25 protein-coding genes are annotated in these 24,126 nt (G+C 46.2%); 21 read left to right on the top strand and 4 right to left on the bottom strand.

What is annotated here, in order from left to right; translation table 11 throughout:
* Window positions 1-14: 14 nt before the first annotated feature.
* Window positions 15-185, bottom strand: a complete 171-nt coding sequence (locus DW159_RS07105) for a DUF362 domain-containing protein (RefSeq protein WP_004852414.1) — start codon at window positions 183-185, stop codon at window positions 15-17.
* A 195-nt stretch (window positions 186-380) separates the two neighbouring features.
* Here DW159_RS07105 and DW159_RS07100 point away from each other — a divergent pair, with 195 nt between their 5' ends.
* Both DW159_RS07100 and DW159_RS07095 read left to right on the top strand, forming a co-directional pair.
* Window positions 381-593 carry a DUF1858 domain-containing protein gene (locus tag DW159_RS07100; RefSeq protein WP_015534281.1) on the top strand — a complete coding sequence of 71 codons (213 nt, stop codon included), beginning with the start codon at window positions 381-383 and terminating at the stop codon, window positions 591-593.
* 35 nt (window positions 594-628) lie between these two features.
* Complete coding sequence (locus tag DW159_RS07095; protein WP_015534280.1) at window positions 629-1,408, top strand: CpsB/CapC family capsule biosynthesis tyrosine phosphatase; 780 nt, start codon at window positions 629-631, stop codon at window positions 1,406-1,408.
* 64 nt (window positions 1,409-1,472) lie between these two features.
* Here the strand turns inward: DW159_RS07095 and DW159_RS07090 are convergent, their stop codons facing one another.
* Together DW159_RS07090 and DW159_RS07085 are read right to left on the bottom strand one after the other, a co-directional pair.
* Entirely contained in the window at window positions 1,473-2,366 is an 894-nt protein-coding gene (locus tag DW159_RS07090; protein ID WP_015534279.1) for an adaptor protein MecA, read from the bottom strand.
* Window positions 2,367-2,919: 553 nt separating this feature from the next.
* On the bottom strand, window positions 2,920-3,690 hold the full coding sequence (locus DW159_RS07085) for an N-acetylmuramoyl-L-alanine amidase (protein WP_117549731.1): 771 nt from the start codon (window positions 3,688-3,690) through the stop codon (window positions 2,920-2,922).
* 176 nt (window positions 3,691-3,866) lie between these two features.
* Between DW159_RS07085 and DW159_RS07080 the strand changes: the two genes are divergently transcribed.
* From DW159_RS07080 to DW159_RS06990, 19 genes are all read left to right on the top strand, one after another.
* Window positions 3,867-4,919, top strand: coding sequence for an L-threonylcarbamoyladenylate synthase (locus tag DW159_RS07080; protein WP_015534277.1), 1,053 nt, complete (start codon window positions 3,867-3,869; stop codon window positions 4,917-4,919).
* Between the two features lie 42 nt (window positions 4,920-4,961).
* Window positions 4,962-5,387, top strand: coding sequence for a ribose 5-phosphate isomerase B (rpiB, locus tag DW159_RS07075; RefSeq protein WP_015534276.1), 426 nt, complete (start codon window positions 4,962-4,964; stop codon window positions 5,385-5,387).
* 410 nt (window positions 5,388-5,797) lie between these two features.
* Window positions 5,798-6,109 carry a vacuolar (H+)-ATPase G subunit gene (locus DW159_RS07070; RefSeq protein WP_015534275.1) on the top strand — a complete coding sequence of 104 codons (312 nt, stop codon included), beginning with the start codon at window positions 5,798-5,800 and terminating at the stop codon, window positions 6,107-6,109.
* Between the two features lie 37 nt (window positions 6,110-6,146).
* Complete coding sequence (locus DW159_RS07065; RefSeq protein ID WP_117549729.1) at window positions 6,147-8,174, top strand: V-type ATP synthase subunit I; 2,028 nt, start codon at window positions 6,147-6,149, stop codon at window positions 8,172-8,174.
* Window positions 8,175-8,202: 28 nt separating this feature from the next.
* Window positions 8,203-8,676 carry a V-type ATP synthase subunit K gene (locus DW159_RS07060; protein WP_004850778.1) on the top strand — a complete coding sequence of 158 codons (474 nt, stop codon included), beginning with the start codon at window positions 8,203-8,205 and terminating at the stop codon, window positions 8,674-8,676.
* Window positions 8,677-8,700: 24 nt separating this feature from the next.
* Window positions 8,701-9,303 carry a V-type ATP synthase subunit E gene (locus tag DW159_RS07055; protein ID WP_022217530.1) on the top strand — a complete coding sequence of 201 codons (603 nt, stop codon included), beginning with the start codon at window positions 8,701-8,703 and terminating at the stop codon, window positions 9,301-9,303.
* A 14-nt stretch (window positions 9,304-9,317) separates the two neighbouring features.
* On the top strand, window positions 9,318-10,289 hold the full coding sequence (locus tag DW159_RS07050; RefSeq protein ID WP_117549727.1) for a V0D/AC39 family V-type ATPase subunit: 972 nt from the start codon (window positions 9,318-9,320) through the stop codon (window positions 10,287-10,289).
* Window positions 10,282-10,602 carry a V-type ATP synthase subunit F gene (locus DW159_RS07045; protein ID WP_117549725.1) on the top strand — a complete coding sequence of 107 codons (321 nt, stop codon included), beginning with the start codon at window positions 10,282-10,284 and terminating at the stop codon, window positions 10,600-10,602. The genes DW159_RS07050 and DW159_RS07045 overlap by 8 nt, the downstream gene beginning before the upstream one ends.
* Before the next feature lie 36 nt (window positions 10,603-10,638).
* Window positions 10,639-12,402: a V-type ATP synthase subunit A gene (locus DW159_RS07040; protein WP_117549723.1), complete on the top strand. Its 1,764-nt coding sequence runs from the start codon at window positions 10,639-10,641 to the stop codon at window positions 12,400-12,402.
* 4 nt (window positions 12,403-12,406) lie between these two features.
* A complete protein-coding gene (locus DW159_RS07035; RefSeq protein WP_117549721.1) occupies window positions 12,407-13,777 on the top strand; it encodes a V-type ATP synthase subunit B in 1,371 nt (456 codons plus the stop codon).
* 283 nt (window positions 13,778-14,060) lie between these two features.
* Window positions 14,061-14,735 (top strand): V-type ATP synthase subunit D, encoded by a 675-nt coding sequence (locus DW159_RS07030; RefSeq protein WP_117549719.1) that lies wholly within the window; start codon window positions 14,061-14,063, stop codon window positions 14,733-14,735.
* A 209-nt stretch (window positions 14,736-14,944) separates the two neighbouring features.
* Window positions 14,945-15,727, top strand: a complete 783-nt coding sequence (locus DW159_RS07025; protein ID WP_117549717.1) for a TraX family protein — start codon at window positions 14,945-14,947, stop codon at window positions 15,725-15,727.
* A complete protein-coding gene (locus DW159_RS07020) occupies window positions 15,724-16,881 on the top strand; it encodes a M20 metallopeptidase family protein (protein WP_117549715.1) in 1,158 nt (385 codons plus the stop codon). The genes DW159_RS07025 and DW159_RS07020 overlap by 4 nt, the downstream gene beginning before the upstream one ends.
* Before the next feature lie 52 nt (window positions 16,882-16,933).
* The gene (locus DW159_RS07015) at window positions 16,934-17,827 is read left to right on the top strand and encodes a hypothetical protein (RefSeq protein ID WP_117549713.1); all 894 of its coding nucleotides are present in this window, start codon (window positions 16,934-16,936) and stop codon (window positions 17,825-17,827) included.
* Window positions 17,828-18,432: 605 nt separating this feature from the next.
* Window positions 18,433-18,657 (top strand): hypothetical protein, encoded by a 225-nt coding sequence (locus DW159_RS07010; protein ID WP_015534264.1) that lies wholly within the window; start codon window positions 18,433-18,435, stop codon window positions 18,655-18,657.
* Window positions 18,658-18,690: 33 nt separating this feature from the next.
* Window positions 18,691-20,139: a polyamine ABC transporter ATP-binding protein gene (potA, locus tag DW159_RS07005; RefSeq protein ID WP_117549711.1), complete on the top strand. Its 1,449-nt coding sequence runs from the start codon at window positions 18,691-18,693 to the stop codon at window positions 20,137-20,139.
* Window positions 20,140-20,153: 14 nt separating this feature from the next.
* Complete coding sequence (locus DW159_RS07000) at window positions 20,154-20,954, top strand: ABC transporter permease (protein WP_015534262.1); 801 nt, start codon at window positions 20,154-20,156, stop codon at window positions 20,952-20,954.
* The gene (locus tag DW159_RS06995) at window positions 20,954-21,745 is read left to right on the top strand and encodes an ABC transporter permease (protein WP_117549709.1); all 792 of its coding nucleotides are present in this window, start codon (window positions 20,954-20,956) and stop codon (window positions 21,743-21,745) included. Before DW159_RS07000 ends, DW159_RS06995 begins: the two co-directional genes overlap by 1 nt.
* A complete protein-coding gene (locus DW159_RS06990; RefSeq protein WP_117549707.1) occupies window positions 21,742-23,313 on the top strand; it encodes an extracellular solute-binding protein in 1,572 nt (523 codons plus the stop codon). Before DW159_RS06995 ends, DW159_RS06990 begins: the two co-directional genes overlap by 4 nt.
* A 125-nt stretch (window positions 23,314-23,438) precedes the next feature.
* Here the strand turns inward: DW159_RS06990 and DW159_RS06985 are convergent, their stop codons facing one another.
* Window positions 23,439-24,080, bottom strand: coding sequence for a phosphoribosyltransferase (locus tag DW159_RS06985; RefSeq protein ID WP_022217543.1), 642 nt, complete (start codon window positions 24,078-24,080; stop codon window positions 23,439-23,441).
* Window positions 24,081-24,126 lie beyond the last annotated feature (46 nt).

The following is a 24,126-nucleotide window of genomic DNA, read 5'->3' as shown; positions in this document are numbered from 1 at the left end:
ACGGATCATGTAGATTACTCCTCTGAGATTGTTCCTACTGGACAAGAACCAGCACAAGCACCACATGAGATACACTGTGAACCATCGATAACAAATACGCCGCCATTATCGCTGATAGCACCTACTGGACAAGAGCCAGCACATGAACCACAACCGATACATGAATCGCCAATAACGAATGCCATAATTGTTTCCTCCTTATAAAGTAAAAATAATCACACGCTTATTGTAAAACAAAACTCATTAATTAGCAAGTGATAATAATATTTATCAACAACGGGTTTTATCAATAAGTAACAATAAAAGGGATAGACATTTAAAATTGGGTATAATATAATGTGAATGCTGAGTAAGAGTGCAATCTAAGGAGGATATAAATAATGGTAAAGATAAGTAAAGACATGCTTATAAATGACATTCTTGCAGTTGATGCAGGAAATGCAGCAATACTGATGGCAGCAGGTATGCATTGCATAGGATGCCTTGCAGCAGCAGGAGAGAGTCTTGAGGAGGCAGCAGCCGTTCACGGACTTGATGCAGAGGAGCTTGAGCAGGAGATCAATGATTATCTTGCAAAAAAGGAGGCTGAGTAGTATACTTGCCAAAGTAACCAGGTGTACTATAAAGGATGGAGAGATATATGAAGACAGACGGAACAAATCCTCCCGGGCAGGGAATATTTGGACTGATAGATATTAATTGTCATATTTTACCGGGAACAGAGGATGGACCGGATAATTTCCGGGAAGCGGCAGAGATGCTCAGAATAGCGTATGATGAGGGAATAAGGACGATAGTTGCCACCCCGCCATACAACAAGAAGAATCCGATAATGGATGGAGACAAACTGGACAGACTTGTGGAACAGCTCAACGTTGAAGCTGGAAAGATAGATCCAGATTACAGAGTCTATCTTGGAAGAGAGATAGAGTATAACGATGAGAACCACCAGAAGATCATATCTGGTCAGTTGGATTCCATGGCAGACAGCAAGTATGTTATGATCAGATTCCCTTATGATGTGGATTTTGAGACGATATCTGAAGCTATAAGAGACATCAATATGGACGGATATATACCGATAGTTGCCAATGTAGAACAGTATGAATGTCTTGAGGAAGACGAGGACAAGGTCGAGGAGCTCATTCAGTTTGGTGCATATGTACAGATAAGTGCATCGGCTGTGGTTGGAGATCTTGGACATGACATCAAGAATTTTTCGAGAAAGCTTCTCAAGGGAGAGCTTGTTCACTTTGTGGCAAGTGATGCATTGGATTCAGAGGATAAAGCACCATACCTCAGGGAGTGTGCTGAGTACATAGAGCGAAAGTATGGAGAGGATTACATGACGGAGCTCTTCTACACCAATCCAAAAGCAGTTATCGAGAATGATGATATTGACATATAAAACAAAAAGACGTATCGCTTGTGCGGTACGTCTTTTTTGCTGCGCCGGAATCTCTGGCTATTACTTATAATGCTGACAGTGTCTGAAGTGCTTCCTCCGGCATAATAGCGGTGAAGTGCTCCTTGAAATGTGCCGGCATGGCATATGTGAGCTTCTGTGCTGTTCCGTATTCTGCAAGGATATTGCAGACTCTCACAAATTCCTGGCTCGTGTTATTGCTGTTCGTGAGAACCAGATAATATCTTCCGTTGGAAGGATTCTTGTACAGGCAGTTCTCGCTGAAATAGAAAGAAGCAACCTGTTTTGCTGCACTTATGATGGTTGCAAGTGAGTCAAAGATGTACAGTGAGCACATGCTCTCCCTTGCTGAACCTGATTCCTTTGTGCTGCCTGTTGTACTGGCGGCAGTGCCTGTGGTGCTGTCATCAGATGATGTATTGCTGCCATTTGCCGCAGCGGCAAAATCTCCTGCGGTTCCGGCAAGTCCGGATATGGTGTTGAAAATGCCCTCAAGTGCCTCTCTTACGCCCTGTGGAACGGAACCGGATCCACTGATCTCAAGTCTTGCGATGGTTCCGTTGTTATCCCTGGACTCATCGTTGTCGTCAAGATCGTCATCTATGTCATCATCATCCATGTATTCGTCATCGTCATCAATATCATATTCGCTGGTCTTTGAGAATCTGGAAAAGCGGGTATCCAGTTCTTCCGGATCTTCAACCTTTGTCACAATGAGTATGAGACAATCTGGTGATACCGGTATGGCTTCGATCATAAGTGGAGTGTCGTCAGCCTCAAAGCCTAATTCTACAGATGCCTGTTGCATCATATCCTTGAAGAGCTCTTTTGCCTTCGGTGTGCCATAGGCAAGCTCGGAGATCTTGAGCTGCTTTTCGGTGAGATCGGCTTTGTTGAGTGTGCATCTTATCTGATTTTCACTTAGACGTTCAATCTTCATAGAATCGACCCCCTTCAATAATTTAATGGTATTAAAATGTGTATTATAGTTTACCACATTTGTCAAGCAAGTAAATAGGATATATGGAGAAAATATTGGAATTTTCCGTGAAAAAATATCCCTAATTCTACGTTATGTATACTTTTATGAAAATTTCATAAAATATGCTCAAATGGGGTTGGAAAATGGCTTTTTATGCGTTATTGTGGAGTTGTGAGCGGGACGTGCTCAGGATATTTAGATGAGCTCATTTCTTTATTTTTCTACAAATTCTGTCTGATTCTTATCGTCTCAGATACAATTCCCAGAGATAGTGATATGACAGTGCTCACACATTTCCATAACTGACACATGGCACATAAAAGGAGAATAATACATCACAACACATCTGTCTTTACATTGCATGGCAGGGATGGAAAAATAAACTATTTGGGGGTGATGCCTATAGGGGGTTAAAAGGCAGCAGTAGCATATAGAACATAATTATATGCACAGAATTACACTTAACATCTATTTGGGGGGCTCTGCCGCTGTCACAGCAGAGCTCCTGGTTTTATTTGGCGTGCTGTTCATGCCATGTACAGACTGCATTGCAGATGGCGTTTGCTAGGGCGGTCTGGTATTCATCATTGCACAGATCGGAACATTCCTTTGTGTTGCTCAAAAAGCCGCACTCAACGATGACGGCGGTGCATGGACTTTCCCGCAAAACAAGGTATTCGGAATTGCCCTTTGCCGTCCGTGTGTTGGATGGATCGGCTTCGGAGATGAGATGCTCCTGGATGCACTCCGCCAAGGCTTTACCACCGGAGGAAGTGGAGTAATAAAATACCTGCGCTCCGTGGACATACTCGGCTGAATAGCTGTTCTGGTGGATGCTGATGTAGAGATCAGCGTTTACATTTGTGGCGAGGTTGGTGCGGGCTTTCAGATCTGAAGTCTTCTTGCTGGATGCATTTTCACTGTTCAGGGACTTGTCGGAGTCTCTGGTCAGATACACGGAAAATCCCTGATCCGTAAGTGCCGATGCCAGCTTTGAGGCGATGGCCAGATTTATATCCTTTTCCATGATCCCATCCGGGCTGACCTTACCCGGGTCAAATCCGCCGTGTCCCGGATCGATGAGGATCGTAAATGATTTTGCCGCATCTGTGGTGTCCAAACCTTCGGTGGATGTGCGCTCATTTCCTGTATTGGTGGAAGTATCCTGCCCGGCTGTATGGTCTGCGGGACGGACTATAAATATGTAGCAGAGGATAGGAGGAAGTATTACTGCAAATATTATGGCAAATACAAGTATGTATAATTTGGTGGAAGTACGCATCGGTGATACCCGGGAAGTGTAATTACTATTTTATATGACGGCGGCGGACGTTATATGATATATGTTACCCAAATATAGCCTAAACATTTGACACACATGCGGTGCTGGGCTAAAATATGGGCGTATATGCAATAATATAGAAGCGATAACAATTTATTATAGAAGAAGGTAAAGTGATGAACACTATAATTGCAAAAGCAGGAGTGGATGACGACCGCATGTATGAGCAGGCGGCGGAGATACTTAAGAGAGGTGGTCTTGTAGCATTCCCGACAGAGACAGTGTATGGCCTTGGAGGAGACGCGCTGAATCCGGATGCGTCACATCGGATATATGCGGCAAAGGGCCGGCCATCGGACAATCCGCTCATAGTCCATATAGCAGAGACATCAAGCGTGTATGAACTGGCGGAGACAGTGAGTGACGACACGAAGAAGCTCATGGAAGCATTCTGGCCGGGACCACTCACCATCATACTCAACAAGAAAGAGGTCGTTCCGCACACGACCACTGGCGGACTTGATACGGTTGCCATCAGGATGCCATCACATCCGGTTGCCATGAGGCTCATAAAGGATTCGGGAGTGTATATCGCAGCTCCAAGTGCCAATCTGTCCGGACGACCATCCCCGACCACTGCGCAGCATGTGCAGCAGGATATGGACGGCAGGATAGATATGATCATCGACGGCGGGGCAGTCGGAATCGGTATAGAGTCGACGATAGTGGACATGACCGGAGACAGACCGACTATATTGCGGCCTGGATATATCACTCCGGAGATGATAAGGGATATCGTTGGCGATGTGACTATAGATCCGGCGATAACAGGTATGAACAATGCTCTGAGACCTAAGGCTCCAGGGATGAAGTACACACACTATGCTCCAAAGGGAGAACTCAGCATAGTAGAGGGCGATAGACTGGCTGCGGCTGAGAAGATAAGAAGTCTTGTTGCGGAGAAAAAGGCGCAGGGATACAAGACTGCGATACTGTGTGACACTGACAATGTCAGTCTTTATGATGACGGAGTATGCGAGAACGTATACGATGCCGGAAGCAAGAAGAACGAGATAACTGTGTCTGCCGGACTGTACAGTCTGCTCAGAACCTGTGATGACATAGGTGCACAGTATATATACAGCGAGTCATTTGAGGAGGGGGACATGGGCTACGCCATCATGAACCGTCTCATCAAGGCTGCAGGACACAGGATAATAAGCTGTTAGTTATTTTCGAAAAAAATATTATATAAAAAGGAGAATCAGAACATGATAGCACTTGGATGTGACCACGGCGGATATGAGCTTATGCAGGAGGTTATAAAGCATCTTGAGGAGAGAGGCCTTGAGTACAAGAACTTTGGCTGTTACAGCACAGAGTCAGTTGACTACCCGGTATATGGACAGGCAGCAGCAAAGGCAGTAGCCTCAGGTGAGTGTGATAAGGGAATCATCATCTGCGGAACAGGAATAGGAATATCGATCTCAGCGAATAAGATAAAGGGAATCAGAGCTGCACTCTGCCACGACTGCTTCTCGGCACAGGCGACAAGAGAGCACAACGATGCAAATATGCTGGCTATGGGTGCCAGAGTCATAGGACCTGGACTTGCACTTAAGATAGTCGACATATTCCTCGACACACCATTCTCAAATGATGAGCGTCACGTAAGAAGAATCGGAATGATTGAGTAGTATCATAAGTTATGCCGTAAGGAGGACCCGCCTTTAAGGCGGGAGATTCCTTGCGAAGCACGCATGCTCCTAAAAAAAGAATCCCATGACAGTATGGTCAAGACTGTCATGGGATCTTTTTTATGCGGTTTTCGTCAAACTGCATCATTTGTTCGACATATAACCGCGTTAAAAGGAAGAAAAATGATTAATGGATAAACATAAGTATTATCAACATAGTCACATTGTACATTAACAATAAAAAAATATCAAGGGGGTTGTACAAACTTTACAAAATGTTTATTTACAATATAGCCAACTCATTATAAAATAATATTACTTGAGTTTTGACATAATAATCTAAAGTGATGCTTTGATAAAGTGTTTATGGAATTGAGTCTGCTCATAAATTTTTATAAGGGAGGAATGTTATGCTGCAGGAGACTATGAAGAAGATAACCGATGCAGAGTCTGAAGCTGACGAGATCATTCGCAAGGCCAAGGAAGAAGCCGACTATACAGTAGCTGCTGCAAAGAAGGAGGCTGCGGATATGATCGCGGCCGCAGGATCAGCTTCGAGAGAAAGCATGAAGAGTGCCGAGGGAGCCGGCAGATCTGAGGAGGAGAAGCTCACGGTGAAGGCGATGGATATTGCCACCGCTGAGATCGCACATCTCAGGGAACGTGCAGCGTCCATGGAAGGCGAGGTTACTTCCATGATCATCGCAGAGCTGGTGGGATGAAAAGTCCTGCAGGCATTTTAAGAAAGGGGGTAAATGTATGGCGGTACTTCCTATGAAGAAGATTGAGATCTGTGCCATGAAGAGGGACAGAAAAGCAATTCTTGAGAAGCTCCAGTCGCTGGGAATGGTTGAGATACAGACTGATAACGAAGAGACTGATGACTTCAGGAAGATGAGTACCACAAGCCAGAGAGCAAAGTACGAGAAGAGAGTACAGAATACAGATGAAGCCTTACAGATAATTGATAAATATGCTCCGGAGGAGAAATCCATATTTGCCAGCCTGGAAGGACGGCAGGAGGCGTCAGAGGCTGACATTCAGGAGATCATAGCTGGAAGATGGGATTATAACCGTGAGGTTAAAAAGATCCAGGAGATCAGCAAGGACATAGCCGGCTGCGAGGCGGAAATAGTCAAATGTCAGGTGGCTATAGACGGATTGGCGCCGTGGCTGAATATGGACATACCGATCAATACCACAGGGACCGAGAAGACGGATGTGATGATCGGAACTATGCCACCGGGGCTCACGGAGACTGATATTCAGGGGTATATAAGCTCTGCGGAACCGGAGATAGCGGGATACACAGTCACTGTTGTAGGATCTGATAAGGATCAGACTTGTATGGTGGCAATAGCCCTTAAACCTGTATCACAGAGGGTGGAGGAGATATTGAGATCTCATGGATTTACAAGAATTTCGTATTTCTCCAAAAGAACACCTGAACAGAAGACAGATAAGTACAGGGAGAATATAAGGGAGTTCGAACAGTGGATAGAGGACAAGAAGAATGAACTAGTATCCATGGCTGATGACAGAGACAAGCTGAGACTTCTGGCTGACTATTACCGCATAAGGGCGGATAAATATAAGGTCCTTGGAAATATTCTCCAATCAAAGAGCACATTTGTCATATCGGGATATGTGCTGGAGAGAGACGTAGACAGGGTAGTGGCTGTACTCAATGAGAAATTTAGCCTTATGGCTGATGTATATGATGTTCCTGAGGATGAAGCGGCACCTATACAGCTTCAGAATCCGAAGATGTTCGCATCGGCGGAGGGCGTACTGGAGTCATTTGGACTTCCGGGAAAAGGTGAGATGGATCCAACCACACCGATGGCGATATTCTATATATTCCTGTTCGGACTCATGTTGTCCGATGCGGCGTATGGACTCATCATATTCCTGGCATGTTTTATTTTGATCAGGAAATTCCCGAAGATGGAGAACGGACTTCAAAAGTCCCTGCGTCTGTTCATGTACTGTGGTATATCCACACTGATATGGGGAATATTATTTGGTGGTTTTTTCGGAGACCTGATAACGGTGGTATCGAGGACGTTTTTCCACCACGAGGTGACGTTCAAGCCGGTATGGTTTGCACCGCTGGATGACCCGATGAAGCTTTTGTTATTCTCTTTGCTGTTCGGACTTATACATTTGTTCGGCGGACTGGCACTCAAGGGATATATGTGCCTGAAGAAGGGAGATGCGAAATCATTCATATGCGACGTGCTGTCGTGGTTCATGCTCATCACAGGACTTGTGCTGATGCTCATGCCGACGGAGCTGTTCGCATCCATAGCACAGATGCAGTTCAATTTCCCTGGCTGGCTTAAGAATACAAGCTACGGACTGGCGATTGTGGGAGCTGCGATCATCGTGCTCATGTCGGGAAGAGACCACAAGAATCCGGTGCTCAGACTTGCACTTGGACTGTATGACATATACAACCTGACAGGCTGGCTGTCAGATCTGCTGTCGTACTCAAGGCTTCTTGCTCTGGGACTTGCGACGGGAGTTATAGCACAGGTAATAAACCAGATGGGAAGCATGGCTGGCGATGGAATATTCGGAGCCATAGTGTTCGTCATCGTATTTATAGTAGGACATCTGTTCAACCTTGCGATCAACATGCTGGGAGCATACGTGCACACATGCCGTCTCCAGTATGTAGAGTTCTTCGGCAAATTCTACGAGGGCGGCGGCAATCCATTCAGGCCGTTCAGGGAGAATACGAAGTACGTTGATATAGTAAGTGGTACAGAAACACAGAAATAAGAAACCAATTTTAGGAGGAGAAAATATTATGACAATGGGAACGGTTTTGGCATTAGTGGGAGCTGCGCTTGCAGTAATTCTTGCAGGCATGGGATCTGCATATGGAGTAGGAGTTGCTGGTCAGGCGGCAGCAGGTGTAGTAAGTGAGGATCCAAGCAAATTCGCAAAAGTTCTTATCATCCAGCTTCTTCCGGGTACACAGGGTATCTACGGACTTCTTGTTGGATTCATAGCATTGTCCAACATAGGAATCCTTTCAGGAACACCGAAGGAGCTCACAGTAGCACAGGGACTTATGATGCTTGCAGCATGTCTTCCAATAGCGGTAGTTGGTCTTGTATCAGCAATGCACCAGGGCAAGACAGCAGTTGCAGCAGTTGGAATAGTTGTAAAGAAGCCTGATCAGTTTGGTAAGGCGATGCTTTTCCCAGCCATGGTTGAGACATATGCGATCCTTGCACTTCTGGTATCAATTCTTGCAGTAAATGGAATCAAATTATAACTTTTTGTAAGGAGGATGTACTTTATGACGGGATTGGAAACAATCGTAGAACAGATCCTTCAGGAAGCGCAGAAGGAAGCTGAAGAGATCAAAGCTCAGGCTGCCAGAAACGCGGATTCCATCATTGCAAATGCCAAAAAGACTGTGGATAAGATGAATGAGGAGACCAGAGAGAAGGTTGCCCAGGCAGAAAAGTCCGGATCATTCAGGGCAAAGTCCTCATCAGAGCTTAAGAAGAGACAGGCGATACTTGCGGCAAAGCAGTCCATAATTGGGAATATGCTGGATAAGGCATATGACGCAATGGTGGCGCTCCCGGATGAGGAGTATTTCCAGGTGATCGTCAAATGTCTGGAGAAGTCGGTACAGCCGAAAAGCGGAGAGATATGTTTCTCCGGGAAAGACAGAAAACGACTTACACCACAGACTGAGAAGCAGATAGAGCAGATAGCTGCAGCTCATGGAGGAAGCCTTAAGGTGTCCAATGGGAACTGTGATATAGATGGAGGATTTATCCTGATCTACGGAGGAATCGAGGAAAACTGTTCATTCAGGGCAATGCTGGACGCGAACAGAGAACATTTGGCAGACAAGGTAAATGAATTATTATTTGTTGATAACAGATAGCTGGAGGTAGGCAGATGGCAGACAAATATATATATGCAGTTGCCAGGATCAGGGCACTTGAGATGACGCTTATGAGTCAGGCAGTCATAGAACAGCTCGTGGCCACGGATTCCTACAAGAAGGCGGTTCAGTTCATCATAGAGAAGGGCTGGGGCGATAGTGATAAAGCCAGTATGGATGAGAATGACATACTTAGGGCGGAGACTGACAAGACGTGGGCTACTGTGGCTGAGATGGTGGATGATATGTCCGTGTTCGATGTCATAAGACTTCCAGATCTGTATCACAACCTCAAGGCGGCGATCAAGACTGTGGTTGCTGGGGAGACTCCTGCCCATGTGTTCTTCGACAATGCCGAGATAGACGGTCAGAAGATGCTGTCCATCGTAAGTGACAAGGCGTGGGACAGACTTCCAGAACACATGAGAGACTGCGCGAGGGAGGCTTGGGACTGTATGGCACAGGCTGGAGATGGACAGATGTGCGATGCTGTGATAGATCGAGGAACACTGCTGGCGATCATGCAGGCTGCAAAGAAGGCAGATGACAGCCTGCTCAGGGATTATGCAGAGACGACGGTGGCTGTTGCAGATATCAAGATAGCGGTGAGATCCATGAAGACAGGCAAAAACAAGGATTTCATGAAGAGAGCCATGGCGGAGTGCAACACTCTGGATATTGACAGGCTGGCGACGGCTGCGGTGGCTGGCATGGAGGAGATAGAGAGATACCTTGCAGATACAGCATACGCTGGTGGGGCAGAGGCACTTTCTGAGTCGGCATCGGCATTTGAGAGATGGTGTGACAACCGTATCATAGAAACGATAAAGCCTCAGAAGTACAACCCATTTACGGTGGGACCGATAGTGGCGTACATTCTGGCGAGGCTCAACGAGATAAAGACAGTCAGGATCATATTGACATGCAAGCTGAACCAGCTTCCGGAGGAGGCTATCAGGGAAAGGGTAAGGGAGATGTATGTATAAGATAGCTGTTATGGGCGATTATGACAGTATATACGGATTTGCAACTCTGGGCCTGGATACATTCCCTGTAGAAAATCTGGATTATGGGGTCACGTTGCTGAAAAGGCTGGCAGAGGACAATTATGCAGTCATATATATGACCGAGGCACTGGCTTCGGATCTCAATAAAGAGATAGACAGATACAGAGAGGTTATGAAGCCTGCGATCATTCTCATACCGGGGATATCTGGCAATACAGGGGCCGGAATAGCGGGAGTAAAGAAATCCGTTGAGCAGGCTGTAGGCTCGGATATTTTATTTAATGAAGAGTAGTGGAGCATACAAATAGAAGGGAGCGTGAGCTGTTAAGTGGCTACAGGAAAGATTAAGAAGGTCGCCGGACCACTGGTCATCGCTGAGGGCATGCGTGATGCAAATATGTACGACGTGGTGCGTGTAAGTGAGAGCAGACTTATCGGCGAGATCATAGAGATGCACGGAGATCAGGCATCAGTTCAGGTATATGAGGAGACATCAGGACTTGCACCGGGAGCACCGGTCGAGTCAACGGGAATGCCTCTGTCAGTTGAGCTGGGACCGGGACTTATAAGCAGTATATACGATGGAATCCAGAGACCGCTGGATGATATCATGAAGATATGTGGTAACAACCTGAAGCGAGGAGTTGAAGTTCCATCGCTGAAGAGAGATATCAAGTGGACATTTGTGCCGATGGCAAAGGTGGGCGATAAGGTGTCGGCTGGCGATGTGATAGGAACAGTTCAGGAGACGGTGGTTGTCACACAGAAGATCATGGTGCCTTATGGTGTGACAGGAATCATCAAGGAGATAAAGGCAGGAGACTTCACGGTCGAGGAGACTGTGTGTGTGGTTGAGACAGACAAGGGTGACAGGGAGCTGACACTCATGCAGAAGTGGCCGGTTCGTAAGGGTCGTCCATATCAGGAGAAGATACCACCGATCATGCCACTTATCACAGGACAGAGAGTTGTAGATACATTCTTCCCTATAGCAAAGGGAGGAGTGGCTGCGGTTCCCGGACCTTTCGGAAGCGGTAAGACAGTCATCCAGCATCAGCTTGCAAAGTGGGCTGAGGCGGATATCGTTGTCTACATCGGATGCGGAGAGCGTGGAAATGAGATGACAGATGTTCTGAACGAGTTCCCAGAGCTGAAGGATCCGAAGACCGGACATTCACTCATGCAGAGAACAGTCCTCATAGCCAACACATCGGATATGCCGGTTGCGGCCAGAGAGGCATCTATATATACGGGTATAACTATAGCTGAGTATTTCCGTGATATGGGTTACTCGGTGGCACTCATGGCGGATTCCACATCGCGTTGGGCTGAGGCACTCAGAGAGATGTCAGGACGTCTGCAGGAGATGCCTGGTGAGGAGGGTTACCCTGCTTACCTCGGTTCAAGACTTGCACAGTTCTACGAGAGAGCCGGAATGGTCAAGACTCTCGGCAGCGAGGGCAGAACCGGTGCACTGTCGGTTATCGGTGCGGTTTCTCCTCCGGGTGGTGATATTTCCGAGCCGGTTTCACAGGCAACACTTCGAATCGTCAAGGTATTCTGGGGACTGGATTCATCGCTTGCGTACAAGAGACATTTCCCTGCCATCAACTGGCTGACCTCATACTCTCTGTATGTGGACAATATGGGCAAATGGTTCGAGGAAAATGTAAATGAAAAGTTCATGGTCGACAGACAGAAGATGATGACCCTGCTTCAGGAGGAGGCAGAGCTCGATGAGATCGTTAAGATGGTAGGTATGGATGCCCTTTCAGCGGGAGACCGGCTGAAGATGGAGGCGGCGAGATCCATCAGAGAGGATTTCCTCCACCAGAACTCATTCCATGATGTGGACACATACACACCGCTTCACAAGCAGTTTCTGATGATGGAGCTCATCATGGCGTTCTACGAGGAGTCAGCGCAGGCACTGGCCGGTGGAGCAAGCATAAGAAATATTCTGAACATGCCGATCAGAGAAAAGATCGGACGATTCAAATATGTGCTTCCTGAGAATGTGGATGAAGAGTACGAGAAGATATCCAGGGAGCTTGACAAAGAGCTTCAGGAAGCTATAGAGAAGGAGGACTAAGACTATGCCAAAGGAATACAGAACTATACAGGAAGTTGCGGGTCCTCTGATGCTGGTGCACGGAGTTGAGAATGTAGCTTATGATGAGCTGGGTGAGATCGAGCTGGCGGACGGCGAGATCAGACGATGCAAGGTCCTTGAGATAAATGGTGAGGATGCCCTGGTACAGCTCTTTGAGAACTCGACGGGTATAAATCTTTCAAACAGCAAAGTAAGATTCCTTGGAAGGAGTATGGAGCTCGGCGTATCAGAAGATATGCTTGGCCGTGTATTTGACGGACTTGGAAGACCTATAGATGGCGGCCCTGAGATACTTCCTGATGAGAGAAGAGATATCAATGGTCTGCCGATGAATCCGGCTGCCAGGAACTATCCGTCTGAGTTCATTCAGACAGGTATATCAGCCATAGACGGACTGAACACACTGGTAAGAGGACAGAAGCTGCCGATATTCTCGGCTTCAGGACTTCCGCACAGCCAGCTTGCAGCACAGATAGCAAGACAGGCGAAGGTGCGCGGAACAGATGAGCCATTTGCCGTTGTATTTGCGGCTATGGGTATCACATTTGAGGAGGCAAACTTCTTCACAGAGAGCTTCAAGGAGACTGGTGCCATAGACAGAACAGTCCTCTTCATCAACCTGGCAAATGATCCTGCGGTTGAGCGTATCGCCACACCTAGAATGGCACTTACCGCCGCTGAGTATCTTGCATTTGAGAAGAACATGCACGTTCTGGTAATCCTCACGGATATCACGAACTATGCGGATGCACTTCGTGAGGTATCAGCCGCAAGAAAAGAGGTTCCGGGACGCCGTGGTTATCCTGGATACATGTACACTGACCTGGCAACTCTGTACGAGAGAGCAGGAAGACAGAAGGGCAAGAATGGAAGTATCACCATGATACCGATCCTGACCATGCCTGAGGATGACAAGACTCATCCTATACCTGACCTTACGGGATATATCACGGAGGGGCAGATCATTCTTTCAAGAGAGCTGTACAGAAAGGGAATCACACCGCCTATCGATGTACTTCCATCGCTGTCCAGACTTAAGGATAAGGGAACCGGTGAGGGCAAGACCAGAGGAGATCACGCCAGCACCATGAACCAGTTATTTGCTGCTTATTCAAGAGGAAAGGATGCCAAGGAGCTCATGACTATCCTGGGTGAGTCGGCACTTTCTGATATAGATATCATATATGCAAAGTTTGCAGAGGCATTTGAGAAGGAGTATGTATCCCAGGGGTACGGCACTGACAGAAGTATCGAGGAGACACTTGCCATAGGCTGGAAGCTTCTCTCCATTCTTCCTAGAGGCGAGCTGAAACGTATCGACGACAAGTGGCTTGACATGTATTACGGAAAGTAGAGGGCGTGGGCAATTTCGAAAGATATGGGTTGTGTTCGCCCCCTCTTGCGGCATATATTGCCAACCGGGGGTCGCTTCCGCTTATTTCGGTCTGCAGCGGTACTAAGGTGCCGCCTTCACGGCGTCACCTAAGGACCGGCGACCTCAAATTCCCCCTATTGGCAATATATGCCGCAAAGGGGACACAATTCAGTGTATAACATTCGAAATTGCCATATGCACGTTGATTTTATAATACATGTCAGGCAACTGGAAAATATATTTGGAAGAAAGGAGAAGACGGATGGCTAATGTGGTTGTCAATCCTACACGTATGGAGCTGACAAGGCTAAAGAAGAAGCTGGTTACGGCGTCCAGAGGTCATAAGCTCCTGAAGGATAAGCGAGATGAACTGATGAGGCAGTTCCTTGACATGGCAAGAGAGAATATGGAACTGAGAAAGAAGGTTGAGGCTGGCATCAAAGCTGCCAACACCAACTTCGTAATAGCGAAGGCGGGGATGAATGAGCAGACATTGAGTACGGCGCTCATGGCTCCGAAGCAGGAGGTGCGGGTCGCTCTTGGCGACAGGAATGTAATGAGTGTTGACATTCCGGTGTACGACTATAAGACGAAAAGCGCAAATTCAAATGACATATATTCATATGGATTTGCATTTACATCCGGAGAGCTGGATGATGCAGTGAAGTCCCTCTCGGATATACTTCCTGATATGCTGAGGCTGGCGGAGGTTGAGAAGTCCTGCCAGATGCTTGCAGCGGAGATAGAGAAGACCAGAAGGCGCGTAAATGCTCTTGAGCATGTCATTATCCCGGAGACCCGGGAGGGCATAAAGTATATAAGCATGAAGCTTGATGAGAATGAGCGAAGCACTCAGGTCAGACTTATGAAGGTCAAGGACATGATGCTGGAGGAGGCTCATCACTACAAAGAGCATCAGTTTGAGCATGCGCAGTAAAAAGCAGAAGTTTTGCTAAAAACCGCCCACATCCCGGATAAATAAAGGGGTGTGGGCGGTTTGTGTTATTCAATGCAGTTATGTTATACTTATAGTGTAAACACTGTTGAAAAGTGTGGTAGTGCATCAGTGCGGGGGCCTAAAAACGACCACTATACATATCAGGACTAAAACATCAGTAAGTGTTGGGAAAACAAAGGAGAAATTGCATGAAAGAACATAATTATAAGATGAAAAATAACTTTGAGCAGGCAGAGGGTGCAGCTTGTGAAACGCGCAGAAAAATAACATGGAATGGTATAGGTCTGCTTTCCGGAGCACAGCTTAAGTATATAGCGTTCATTTCAATGCTCATAGATCATACGAATAAGACTTTGCTGTATCCGTATCTGGACGGTGGAATAATATCGGCTGTAAGTGATGTATTTGATGTCCTGGGGCGGATAGCTTTCCCGATATTCATATATATGCTGGTGGAAGGATATTTTCATACGAGAAACAAGTGGAAGTATCTTGGAATGCTGCTTATATTTGGCGTGATATCTGAGATCCCTTATGACATGTTCTCCAGTGGCGTATTCTTTGAATGGAATGCAAATAATATTATGTTTACATTGGCGATGGTGCTGGCAATGATATGGATCATTGATGTGCTGAGGAAAAAAATGGAGAAGCTTCCCAAGGCAGTATGGTTTATAGCAACGATACCGATAGTTGCCATAGTGTGTCTTATATCGATGAATCTTGCGGTTGATTATGACTACCACGCCATACTTATAGGATATTTCCTGTATATATTTCATGAAAAGTCCGCAATTGCAATACCGTTCTGCTACCTGGCGATGTTCAAGGAACCGTGGGCACTGTTGGGGTTTGGACTGACTTTGACATACAATGGCAAGCGCGGCAGGCAGAATAAGCTGGTGAATTACCTGTTCTATCCAGTGCATATGCTGATACTCGGTATTATAAGGATGTGTCTTGGGCTGTGATAGATGAGAAGGAGCACGGAGGCGTTATGGAAATTGACAAAGAGCTTATGACAAAGATATATGACCTCAGGCGCAGGCTTCACAGCATTCCTGAGGCTTCGATGCATGAGATGCGGACTAAGGCGGTGCTCATGTCGTTTCTCAGGGAGAATACTGACCTTGAGATCGTGGATAGAGGTGCTTGGTTTTATGCGGTGCTGAAATCTTCTGATGACAGAATAGGGGATGAAGAAAGAACACCGATCGCGTTCAGGGCAGACATGGATGCAGTGTGTGGGCAGGATGGAAAGCCGGGACATTACTGCGGGCATGATGGACATAGCAGTATATTATGTGGGGCTGCGGCCTGGCTGTCCCGTGCAATGGAAAAATGCGGAAATACACACAGGGACGTCTATTTCATTTTCCAGCCCGGTGAGGAGATTGGTGCCGGGGCAAGGCTGTGCAGAGATCTTATAATTGAGAAGAATATAGGTGAGATTTATGGACTTCATAACATACCGGGATATCCGAGAAATCATGTGCTGACGATAGATGGAACATTTGCATGCGCATCAACGGGGCTTGAGATACATATGATAGGAACAGCCAGCCATGCGGCATATCCTGAGGCGGGAAAGAATCCGGGGCCCGCGCTTGCCAGGCTGCTGCTGGAGATAGAGAAGCTTACGGAGGAGTACAACCGCAGCAGGGGATTTGTCAGGATGACGCTCATCGGAATGGATATTGGAAGTGCCAATTACGGTGTGGCTGCATCAGAAGGAACGCTGCGCATGACGGTGAGGGCTGAGAGAGAAAAGGTATTTGCCGGGTATGTGGATGAGATAAAGCAGATTGCACAAAATACTGCGGACGATGGGGGCTTCACCCTTGATATACAGGAGATAGAGCGGTTCCCGGCAACGGAAAATCATGCTGTGAATGTGGACAAACTTAGAAAATGTGCTGCTGACCAGAATATTGTGGTCACAGAACTTGCTGAGCCTATGAGGTGGTCGGAGGACTTCGGATACTATCTGCAGGAGACAAAGGGAGCATTCTTCGGCGTAGGCGATGGTGAGGATCATGCCCAGCTCCATACGGCGGGATTCGAGTTCCCGGATGAGATCATAGAGACAGCAGTTAAAATGTTTGTGGGGCTGGCATTGATGTAGTGCATGTAAGAGATAGTAAGTTATTTGATGTTCAAAAATGGGGTGAAGTCGTATGAAGATAAAATATGACAGACGCGTAATGCGTATAATTCTGATCACCGCGGTGGTGGTATCTGTTCCTACACTTGCAGGAATGATCTGTGGTGTGTTTTTTGATGATATTGTCAGTACATTTTGCGATGTTATGATGGTGACCAGCGTTATTACATTTTGCCCTATGGCTGGTTTGTGGCTTGCCTACCTGGACGCATGGCTGTACCTGAGAGAACTGATCAAGGCCGGATATGAGATCCCAGACGACAGAAGGAAATATAATTGTGTGCTGGAAAATCTGCCGAGAGAACGAGAAGATTATTGCATCGTTGATGGAAGGGACAGGGATAGCGTGATATCAGCATGTATCACGGCTGCATGTGCACTCTGTTTTGCGGTGGTGGTCATAAAGTATTATGTAGGGTGGTGGCGCTGGCTCCCCGGAGTGTCGATTCCTGGAATATGCCTGTGTATTGTTGTTGTATTCTGGGTGGCTGGGGCAGTTGTATATTATAGACAGTCTGACAATAGAAGATATAGAGGAAGGCTTGAACCAGTCGATGACAGAAAGATAAGAACCTATCTGTTTAAGAAGATAATGACTGTACTTTTGGCTGGCTTTGTATCCGTGATTTTTGATCTGGCTATGTTTTCTGCGGCTGGTTACATGGCTAAAGCGCAGGTGGAGGCGGATGTTGAGAAGGTGAGATACGAGGTCGCTGGTATCAGCGATGTATCTCGTGACGGTCAAGATGGAACATACCAGCCAGGAGAGATAGACACGGACAAGCTGGGCATAGATTTTCGGATGAAAGACGGACATCTTGAATGGCAGTCAGAGCACGGGCAGATGAAGCTTACGTATGTATATACATGGAAATATGGGAAAACGGAAAGAAGGATTATCAGATGATTTTTGCACGATCTTTGCGTAAACTTGTGCCTGCTCAGGCATAAAATCCCCTCTTGTAGAACATAATAATAACAAGTTGTAAAAGGGATGTGTGTGGAGGTTCGACATGACAAAAGCGGCAAAGATATATCTGGTGGTTCTCATATGGCTGTCAGCACTGGTGCAGCTGGCGGTACTTCTGATCTAGAATTTATTAGCTATTATCTGAATAGCGATTCGGATTTGATGGATTCAGTAAAATGTGACTGCCTCTTGAGTCATTCCGGCATTGTTCAGAATGAAATAACAGGTAACGACCTGTTTTGTTAAAGAATTAAATGAAAATATATATCATTACCAATGATTATATGTTAGAATAAATCGACTTTGTTTCAAATTGCAGGGATGCAGCCGCGAATATGCGGAATGTTTGGAGACAGGGTCGATTTTTCTGCATAAAATGCAGAATGATCTTCGTGGATTTTGGGAAAAATAGGAAGTCTGTTAGCTATTTTACCCTGGATACCGTGCCTTAAAATGTATCTCGACATGGAGAGGCAGGTGGATAGGGCTACTAACCGTGATCCATGCCATCACCCGGTATCATAAAGGGGTTTTTTCTTAACATGTTTTTGATTCCCCGACAGTATGAGGGCAAGATAAAGTTGTGCTCATGCGAGGAGAGCTATCAGATAGGCTTTTCGTTATTTGCTCCCCGGGCTGGTGAGATATACAGCAGTGATACATGGAGCGTGGATTTGTTGTCCGCTGACGGCGGGGCGGTCGCTCTTGTCGTCCATTTGGAATGGCAGATGACAAATGCGCTTTGTTGGGGCACTGTAAGTAAGTGACGGAGTATGTCACGATACTTAAGGAGGAAATAAATGGAAAAAAACAACAATAATTCCAACAATATCATTGAATTGAAAAACATTGTCAAGACCTATGACAATGGATTCACAGCAGTTGACGGCTTTAACCTCGAAGTGAAGAGAGGCGAGTTCGTCACGTTCTTAGGCCCTTCAGGCTGCGGAAAAACCACGACACTTAGAATGATAGCAGGATTCGAGATTCCTACTTCAGGAGAGATATTACTGGATGGACAGGATATCAGCAAGCTTCCACCAAATAAGAGACCTATCAACACGGTCTTTCAGAGGTATGCGCTGTTCCCACATCTGAATATCTTTGACAACATAGCATTTGGCCTCAAGCTCAAGAAGCTTCCTAAGGCAGAGATCGTGAAGAAGGTCAAGAAGGTCCTTGAGATGGTTGACCTTGAGGGCTTTGAGGACAGAAAAGTCGCCACGCTTTCTGGTGGACAGCAGCAGAGAATAGCTATAGCGAGAGCTCTTGTCAATGAGCCGGAGATACTTCTTCTGGATGAGCCTCTTGGCGCACTGGATCTCAAGATGAGAAAAGAGATGCAGATAGAGCTCAAGGGAATGCATGACAGGCTGGGAATCACTTTTATCTATGTAACACATGACCAGGAGGAAGCACTCACCATGTCAGACAAGATAGTTGTCATGAGCGAGGGTGAGATACAGCAGATAGGAACTCCTGAAGATATATATAATGAGCCAAAGAACGCATTTGTTGCGGATTTCATAGGCGAGAGTAACATCTTTAACGGAATCATGACGGGCAAGTTAAAGGTAAGATTCTGTGGTGCAGAATTTGTCTGTCTGGATGACGTGGAGATTGGAACAAAGGTGGACGCCGTAGTAAGACCGGAGGATGTGATGATTACTACACCTGAACAGGGCGCTGTAAAGGGAGTTGTGACATCTGTTGTGTTCAAAGGTGTACACTATGAGATCACCGTTGAGTCCGGAAGGAATGAGATAGTTATTCAGACCACAAAGTCCGCCAAGGTTGGAGACAAGGTTGGCCTCAATGTTGAACCTGATGGAATACACATCATGATATCGGAGACTGCAATCAACAAGATTGAGAGCTCAGTCAATAGAAATTATGCCCTCGGCGTATTTGACGGTAAGGTATCATGCGACCTCACGGAGATCGTTCCGGGTTCAGCCATGAAGGATGGCGTGCTGGTGGATGCAAATGGTGAGGCGATAGACCGTGAGAAGATCAAGGTAATAGTATCTATACTTCCAGAGGATATCGACATGAGTGATGACGAGGAAGCTGGTATACTCTGCGGACATATCATCAATCTTATATACAAGGGAGACCACTACAGCTATGTGGTGAGAACTGACAATGAGGAGGACTTTATCGTGGATGACGAGTACCTGTGGAACATGGAGGACAGAGTCAGCCTGATAATTCCAGAGGATAAGATGAAGTTTTCACTTAAGAAATAGATGGAGGGATGAAAATGAACGGCTTACGTTTTTCAAGAAAACAGCTGGGCATCCCATACGCATTATTTCTCATATGCTTTGTAGTTGCACCACTGTTTGTAATTATTTATTATGCCTTCACCAACGGCGAGGGCAGGTTTACATTTGACAATTTGACAGGATTCTTTACCAGCCCGAACACCATAGGTACTCTGGCATACAGCTTTCTGCTTGCCATAGTGACTACTCTGGTGTGTCTGCTGCTGGCATATCCGATCGCATATATACTTGCGAGAAGTGAGATGAAAAGGAAATCGGTAATTGTCATGATGTTCGTGCTCCCGATGTGGATCAACTTCACACTGAGGATCACAGCACTCAAGGAAGTACTCACGGTTATAGAGGGCAATCTGGCATTCCACCCGTTTCTCAATTCGGTTATAGGAATGACATATGATTTCCTGCCATTTATGATACTTCCTATATACACAACCATATTGAAGCTTGACGGCAGCCTTATGGAGGCCGCTGTGGATCTTGGGGCAAATAGCTTCCAGACATTTGTCAAGGTCACACTTCCGCTCACCGTTCCGGGAATCGTCAGCGGAATAGTTATGGTATTTTTGCCATCTATGACTAACTATGTTGTGCTTGATATGCTTTACAACAGCACATATATCATGGGTAGTCTGATAGGAAGCTACTTCTCAGCATACAACTGGAACGGCGGTTCCATGATAGCACTCGTCCTTCTTGTGATAATACTTGTATTCACACTTGTGACAAACAAGTACACGGATGACGACGGCGGAAGCAGAGGAGGTGCGTTGTTATAATGAAGAAATGGTCTAAGATTATATTTATATGCATTATGCTGCTTCTCATATATATGCCTATACTGATACTGGCTGTGTACAGCTTTACGACATCGGCAAATATCGGAAGCATTCACGGATGGTCGCTTCACAATTATGTGACTCTGTTCACCAAAGATGAGCTGAGGTCAATGATCGTTGGAACTGTGCTTCTGGCTGCCGGTTCAGCACTGATAGCAACCATACTAGGAACACTCGGTGCCATAGGTGCTTTTTATTCAAAAAAATGGGCTTCAGCATCAATAAATGCCATGAATGAGGTGCCTGTTGTAAATGCAGATGTTGTGACAGGTTTCTCTATATGTATACTGCTCATAGTTGCATTTGGCATGAGCAAGGACAGCTATGTTCCACTTGTCATCGGCCATGTGGTTTTGTCGGCACCTTTCGTATATCTGTCAGTGGTGCCAAAGCTCAAGCAGATGGACAGCAGTCTGTATGAGGCTGCGTTAGATCTGGGAGCTACACCTTTCCAGGGACTCACAAAGGTAGTGATACCTCAGATACTTCCGGGTATTATTTCGGGATTTGCGCTGGCTGTTACACTGTCACTGGATGATTACTTCATCGCGACATACACCAAGCCTGCGACATTTGACACCATAAGTACTTACGTTGTAAATGCGACAAAAGGTTCACAGACTGAGATCAAGACAGCCCTGTGGGCGCTCTCAACAGTCATTTTTGCATTGGTTGTCATAATCGTTGTGGCTATGAATGTGGCCGGAAGAAAGAAGGAGGTGGAGCGATGATAAGACATAGATGTTTTGGACGTTCGATTTCCAGAAAGCTGGCGGCAGCAGTCATGGCTGTTTCATTGCTTGCCGGACAGATGCTGCCGGTAATGGCAGCGGAGGATATAGGAGATGCTGCTTCTGTCAAGAGTGACGGCGCATCTGCTACTGAAAAAGAGGTCACTCTCAGGGTGTGCAGCTGGGAAGAGTACATTGACGAGGGTGGTTGGGATGAAGACGAAGCCCTGGAACTGGACAATGGAACAACTATATTTGGTGAGAATTCCATGGTGGAGGATTTCGAGAACTGGTATTACGAGAATTATGGTGTGAAGGTGAATGTTCAGTATTCGTGCTTCGGCACCAATGAGGATCTCTATAATATGCTGACTCTCGGCGATGTGTATGATCTTGTATGTCCTTCGGAGTACATGATCATGAAGCTTATGTCTGAGAACAAGCTTGAGCCTTTGTCCGATGACTTTTTCGATGAGAACAACGACAAGAATTATTATATAAATGGTGTGTCGCCATACATCAGAGATACATTTGAGACGCATGAGATAAATGGAGAGACCTGGAGCAAATATGCAGCTGGCTTCATGTTTGGAATTACGGGAATTCTGTACAATCCGGAGAAGATGACTGCTGATGAGGCGGGAACATGGACAGTCCTCAACAACCCTAAGTTTTCAAAACAGATCACCATAAAAGACAATGTCAGAGATTCCTACTTCGCCGCAGTCGGAGCACTGCAGAGGGACAAGCTGATGGACACTGAATTCAGGGCTCAGGATGATTACTCAGAGCAGCTCAAGGATATCATGAACGATGTCAGTCCTGAGACTATAGCAAAGTCACAGGATCTTCTTCAGGACATAAAGGATAATGTGTATTCATTTGAGACTGACAGCGGTAAGGCAGACATGATAACAGGAAAGGTTGTCGCGAATTACCAGTGGTCAGGAGATGCAGTTTATGCCATGGATCAGGCTGAGGAGGATGGTGTGAAGCTTGACTTTGCGGTCCCTGAGGAGTGCACAAATCTGTACTTTGACGGATGGGTCATGCTGAAAAATGGAATAGACGGTGACGCTGACAGAAAGCAGGCGGCCGAGGCGTTTATCAACTTCGTGTCAAGACCTGACAATGCAGTCCGCAACATGTATTACATTGGTTATACCTCAGTCATAGCAGGTGGGGATGACGATACGATATATTCTTATCTGGATTACACTTATGGTGCAGAGGATGACGAGGAGGATGTTGTTGATTATCCACTTGGATATTTCTTCACAGGGGACAACTCAGATCCTGACTACGTTCTCAGAGCTCCTGCGGAACAGGTCAACAGACAGCTTGGGGCTCAGTATCCGTCACAGGACGCCATAGAGAGAAGTGCGGTCATGGAGTATTTCGATGAGGATGCCACCAAGGATATCAACCAGATGTGGATCAATATCAGATGCTACAATATCAAAGATGTGCCGACATGGGCATGGTTTATTGTGGCAGCGGTGATCGGTGCACTGGCCGGAGTGATCGTATATCATAAAAGGTCAAAGAAATTTTATCTTGGGAAATAGAATAATATAAAATAAACGGCTGCCCTGATGGTATGTGGTTTTCGGTAAGAAAGGCCATATGCCATCGAGGCAGCCGTTTTAGTTTATGTGAGCGGCGAGGGAAAGGTTGTGTTGTTTCTGTGGTATTACAGCATCGAATAACCATAGCTGTTGACAATGGCTTCTATCTTCTTGCCGGCCTTACACATAGGGCACTCGTCAACGGAATAAGAAGCATAGTCGTCGATATCCTTCTTGCTGAACAGAGAGTGAACCTCGTGGCCTGCAACCTCGTCTGTAGCTGAGAAGATAGCTGATATTCCTGAGATGCTTCCACCGTAGTATTCAATACATTCGATGCTCTGCTTGATTGTCTTGCCGGTGGTTGCCGATGCAAGGAGAAGGAGAACGTTCTTGTTCTTGATCATTGGCTGAAGGTTATCACGGAATATGAGCTGGCCTGAAGAATGAACCTCAGGTGTCATGATGTATATGGTCTGGTGCTGGTTCATGGACACGATACCGTTCTCTGTGAGGGCATTTGCAAGGTAAGCACCGATAACCTCTGTTCCGTCCATGCAGACGATGGTGTCAACGATCGTTGTTGCAACATACTCTGTAGCCATGGATTTGGCAGCAGCGAGAGCCATCTTTCTTCTGCTTTTGATGGTTGTCATATCGATGTATCTGTTGATGTGGGAATGGTTAGTTGCAAAATGTCCGTCAACTACTTTGATGTCCAGTGCATTGTTATAAGACGATGTGATCTTGGTTGTCATGTTTTCCATAGTTTAAATTCTCCTTTTCTATTATTATGTTGTCTGTAAATAAAAC

This window comes from Coprococcus sp. AM14-16, assembly GCF_003434675.1.
Taxonomy (GTDB): Bacteria; Bacillota; Clostridia; order Lachnospirales; family Lachnospiraceae; genus Coprococcus; species Coprococcus aceti.
The sequence above is the reverse complement of the archived record's forward strand: the minus strand, read 5'-3'. Positions and strand labels throughout refer to the sequence as shown.

Excerpts from the sequence above, each read along its gene's own strand:
- DW159_RS07070 (WP_015534275.1), top strand. The coding sequence starts at position 5,798 with ATGCTGCAGGAGACTATGAAGAAGATAACCGATGCAGAGTCTGAAGCT.
- potA (WP_117549711.1), top strand. The coding sequence starts at position 18,691 with ATGGAAAAAAACAACAATAATTCCAACAATATCATTGAATTGAAAAAC.
- DW159_RS07080 (WP_015534277.1), top strand. The coding sequence starts at position 3,867 with ATGAACACTATAATTGCAAAAGCAGGAGTGGATGACGACCGCATGTAT.
- rpiB (WP_015534276.1), top strand. The coding sequence starts at position 4,962 with ATGATAGCACTTGGATGTGACCACGGCGGATATGAGCTTATGCAGGAG.
- DW159_RS06995 (WP_117549709.1), top strand. The coding sequence starts at position 20,954 with ATGAAGAAATGGTCTAAGATTATATTTATATGCATTATGCTGCTTCTC.
- DW159_RS07015 (WP_117549713.1), top strand. The coding sequence starts at position 16,934 with ATGAAGATAAAATATGACAGACGCGTAATGCGTATAATTCTGATCACC.
- DW159_RS07060 (WP_004850778.1), top strand. The coding sequence starts at position 8,203 with ATGACAATGGGAACGGTTTTGGCATTAGTGGGAGCTGCGCTTGCAGTA.
- DW159_RS06990 (WP_117549707.1), top strand. The coding sequence starts at position 21,742 with ATGATAAGACATAGATGTTTTGGACGTTCGATTTCCAGAAAGCTGGCG.
- DW159_RS07065 (WP_117549729.1), top strand. The coding sequence starts at position 6,147 with ATGGCGGTACTTCCTATGAAGAAGATTGAGATCTGTGCCATGAAGAGG.
- DW159_RS07050 (WP_117549727.1), top strand. The coding sequence starts at position 9,318 with ATGGCAGACAAATATATATATGCAGTTGCCAGGATCAGGGCACTTGAG.
- DW159_RS07025 (WP_117549717.1), top strand. The coding sequence starts at position 14,945 with ATGAAAGAACATAATTATAAGATGAAAAATAACTTTGAGCAGGCAGAG.
- DW159_RS07085 (WP_117549731.1), bottom strand. The coding sequence starts at position 3,690 with ATGCGTACTTCCACCAAATTATACATACTTGTATTTGCCATAATATTT.
- DW159_RS06985 (WP_022217543.1), bottom strand. The coding sequence starts at position 24,080 with ATGGAAAACATGACAACCAAGATCACATCGTCTTATAACAATGCACTG.
- DW159_RS07010 (WP_015534264.1), top strand. The coding sequence starts at position 18,433 with ATGTTTTTGATTCCCCGACAGTATGAGGGCAAGATAAAGTTGTGCTCA.
- DW159_RS07055 (WP_022217530.1), top strand. The coding sequence starts at position 8,701 with ATGACGGGATTGGAAACAATCGTAGAACAGATCCTTCAGGAAGCGCAG.
- DW159_RS07045 (WP_117549725.1), top strand. The coding sequence starts at position 10,282 with ATGTATAAGATAGCTGTTATGGGCGATTATGACAGTATATACGGATTT.
- DW159_RS07100 (WP_015534281.1), top strand. The coding sequence starts at position 381 with ATGGTAAAGATAAGTAAAGACATGCTTATAAATGACATTCTTGCAGTT.
- DW159_RS07090 (WP_015534279.1), bottom strand. The coding sequence starts at position 2,366 with ATGAAGATTGAACGTCTAAGTGAAAATCAGATAAGATGCACACTCAAC.
- DW159_RS07095 (WP_015534280.1), top strand. The coding sequence starts at position 629 with ATGGAGAGATATATGAAGACAGACGGAACAAATCCTCCCGGGCAGGGA.
- DW159_RS07000 (WP_015534262.1), top strand. The coding sequence starts at position 20,154 with ATGAACGGCTTACGTTTTTCAAGAAAACAGCTGGGCATCCCATACGCA.
- DW159_RS07035 (WP_117549721.1), top strand. The coding sequence starts at position 12,407 with ATGCCAAAGGAATACAGAACTATACAGGAAGTTGCGGGTCCTCTGATG.
- DW159_RS07105 (WP_004852414.1), bottom strand. The coding sequence starts at position 185 with ATGGCATTCGTTATTGGCGATTCATGTATCGGTTGTGGTTCATGTGCT.
- DW159_RS07030 (WP_117549719.1), top strand. The coding sequence starts at position 14,061 with ATGGCTAATGTGGTTGTCAATCCTACACGTATGGAGCTGACAAGGCTA.